At 39.9% G+C, this 2,641-nt stretch carries 3 protein-coding genes; all 3 read left to right on the top strand.

All coding sequences use genetic code 11. The features are described from left to right. Window positions 1–520: 520 nt before the first annotated feature. The 3 genes from GZ78_RS28990 to GZ78_RS16115 all read left to right on the top strand — a co-directional run bounded on the left by GZ78_RS28990 (window position 521) and on the right by GZ78_RS16115 (window position 2,110). Entirely contained in the window at window positions 521–1,123 is a 603-nt protein-coding gene (locus tag GZ78_RS28990; protein WP_152558776.1) for a hypothetical protein, read from the top strand. A 109-nt stretch (window positions 1,124–1,232) separates the two neighbouring features. Continuing rightward, entirely contained in the window at window positions 1,233–1,724 is a 492-nt protein-coding gene (locus GZ78_RS16120; RefSeq protein ID WP_034837954.1) for a lysozyme, read from the top strand. Further along, window positions 1,721–2,110: a lysozyme inhibitor LprI family protein gene (locus tag GZ78_RS16115; RefSeq protein ID WP_034837951.1), complete on the top strand. Its 390-nt coding sequence runs from the start codon at window positions 1,721–1,723 to the stop codon at window positions 2,108–2,110. Before GZ78_RS16120 ends, GZ78_RS16115 begins: the two co-directional genes overlap by 4 nt. Window positions 2,111–2,641 lie beyond the last annotated feature (531 nt).

Below are 2,641 nucleotides of genomic sequence, written 5' to 3'. Positions count from 1 at the left end.
TGAAAGTGCCGTACAAGTAGAAAGAAGAAGGTGTGTACCATCTGGCGATCAAGATCAGGTGTATTATCCTTCTTGCAATGCCAGCGCAAGCAGTATGCTGTTTCTCAATTTTGGGCGGAGCTGGCAAGAGGTTTCAGGTTTTCTTTCCTTGTGCCACGACAGCACAGAGTTCGGAGTCCTTCAGTTCTGAGCAATAGACAACCATTTACAAGTGCTTTGCTTTTTTTTCTCCTCAGTGACTCTGAATCAGTGCTCAGCAAAAAACAGAAAATAGATTAATCTGCTGGCGGTGAGGTCAGGTGCCAAAAATATCAATGGAGTCTCGCCAGCCCAACCATCGTGGCGGCCAGGGCCACTTAACAAGTGCAGGCAAAAGGGACGCCTCACTGTGTTCGCCGCCCCTGCTGCAAGCGTTAGGCGCAATCACAGGGTTATGCTTTACTGTTATAACTTTATGATGAGCTATTGGGCAGTTATGAGCAAAATCCATATATCAGTTTATTGTCTTGTAATTATTTGCATGACTCTGAAAGCTGATGAATACTTTTTTTCGCTTCAGTCTGGTTTTAGTTTAAAAATTTCAACCAGAGCTGGTGTAACCCTAGATGATGCAATTAACCACTCTGAGCAAGCAATTATTTCAGTTTTTTCTAATAATCCCCACCAAGAAACTTTAGATAGTGAAGCAGCAAACTCGCTGGTTCAATCACTAATTCAGGAAGCAATTTCGATTTATAGTCAACAACAATTTTTATTATTTTCGCAACCGATACATTTTCAGCATACATTGCCACCACCTCCTCCTTTAATTCAAGTACAATCTTTTGAACCTGGAACAGAGCAAAGGTCTTTATCTTCCAGAAGCTCTGGTGGTCACAAGTCTTACATTGATAGTAAAACTCGGAAAAGAAAGTTTCCATGCTCCTACCCCTCTTGTGGCCAAGAGTTTCAAGAAGAGCATAAAAGAAGTTCGCATCATAAAACACACTTTGAAGCTTCCTTCTTAGGAAGTTTGGACAAAAATAAATCTCAAAAAGTCAGCTGCCCTTTGCACTGTGGGATACAATTAGTTGCTACATTTTCTGTAATAATGTCTCATATATCAAGAAAACATAGCAATTAGAATTGAGCCCAGCGCCTAACAAAAATTACCAGGGGACTGCGCCTGCGGCGCAGCCCCTGAAATTGGCGTTAGCACTATTCTGTGCTCAAAATAAAAAGAGGAAATGTAAGTGAAAATCAGTGATGTAGGTTTAGATCATTTAATAAAACTGGAAGGAGGCATACAGTTAACACGATATAATGACTTAGGTAAGAATTCTGGTCATTGTACTATTGGTGTAGGCCACCTAATACATAAAGGTGTTTGTAACGGGATCGTTCCTAGCGAAAAGCCATTTCTTAAAGGCATAACTGTCAAAAGAGCAAAGGAGTTACTTAGAAAGGATATATTAATAGCAGAAAGCACTATAAAAGGTAGTGTAACTAGTACTCTTAATCAGAACCAATATGATGCGTTAGTCTCGTTCGTATTCAATATTGGTGGCCCACAGTTTCGTAACTCAACTTTATTAAAATATTTAAATTCAAAACAGTCCAACAAGGCCTCTGATGAATTCCTAAAATGGAATAAAATGACCATTGGAGGTAGAAAAATTGAAGTAAAAGGGCTCACAAACAGAAGAATCGCAGAAAAGCATTTATTTGATATGGAGGTCAAATGAAAATCTTCATGTTTATCTTGCTTTCGTTTTTATCCATACCAATATTTGCTTTAGACGACTGTACTTTAGCAAGTACGCAGTATGAAATGAATATCTGTTTAGGAAAAAATCTAGAGAATGTTGAATTGAAACTTGAAAGAAAAATATCAGAAATATCAAAAGTTATAAGTAATGAAAAAGGAATATCTTTATTATTAGAATCAAACAATTCATGGAAAGAGTACAGGGATAAACATTGTTTGAGTGTTTCTAATATATACGAGGGTGGTAGTTTACAACGATTTATCGAAACTGAATGCAAAATAACAACTACAGAAAAAAGGATAGAATCTATTCAAAATGACTATAAAGACACTATAGATATCATTCAAAAAGGTAGACCATAGTGCTAACAAGTGCATCGAGTACGTTCCGCCCCAGGGGGCTCTACCCGACGCGCCTAAGGCGCGCGGCTCATGCAAGCGTTAAGTGACAGGGTGCATAGATTGGTTAGTAATATGAAAGTGCCGTACAAGTAGAAAGAAGAAAGTGTGTACCATCTGGCGATCAAGATCAGGTGTATTATCCTTCTTGCAATGCCAGCGCAAGCAGTATGCTGTTTCTCAATTTTGGGCGGAGCTGGCAAGAGGTTTCAGGTTTTCTTTCCTTGTGCCACGACAGCACAGAGTTCGGAGTCCTTCAGTTCTGAGCAATAGACAACCATTTACAAGTGCTTTGCTTTTTTTTCTCCTCAGTGACTCTGAATCAGTGCTCAGCAAAAAACAGAAAATAGATTAATCTGCTGGCGGTGAGGTCAGGTGCCAAAAATATCAATGGAGTCTCGCCAGCCCAACCATCGTAGCGGCCAGGGCCACTTAACAAGTGCAGGCAAAAGGGACGCCTCACTGTGTTCGCCGCCCCTGCTGCAAGCGTTATGT

Origin of the sequence: Endozoicomonas numazuensis (assembly GCF_000722635.1) — a bacterium.
GTDB classification, from domain to species: Bacteria; Pseudomonadota; Gammaproteobacteria; order Pseudomonadales; family Endozoicomonadaceae; genus Endozoicomonas_A; species Endozoicomonas_A numazuensis.
This window is presented reverse-complemented; position numbering and strand designations above follow the sequence as displayed.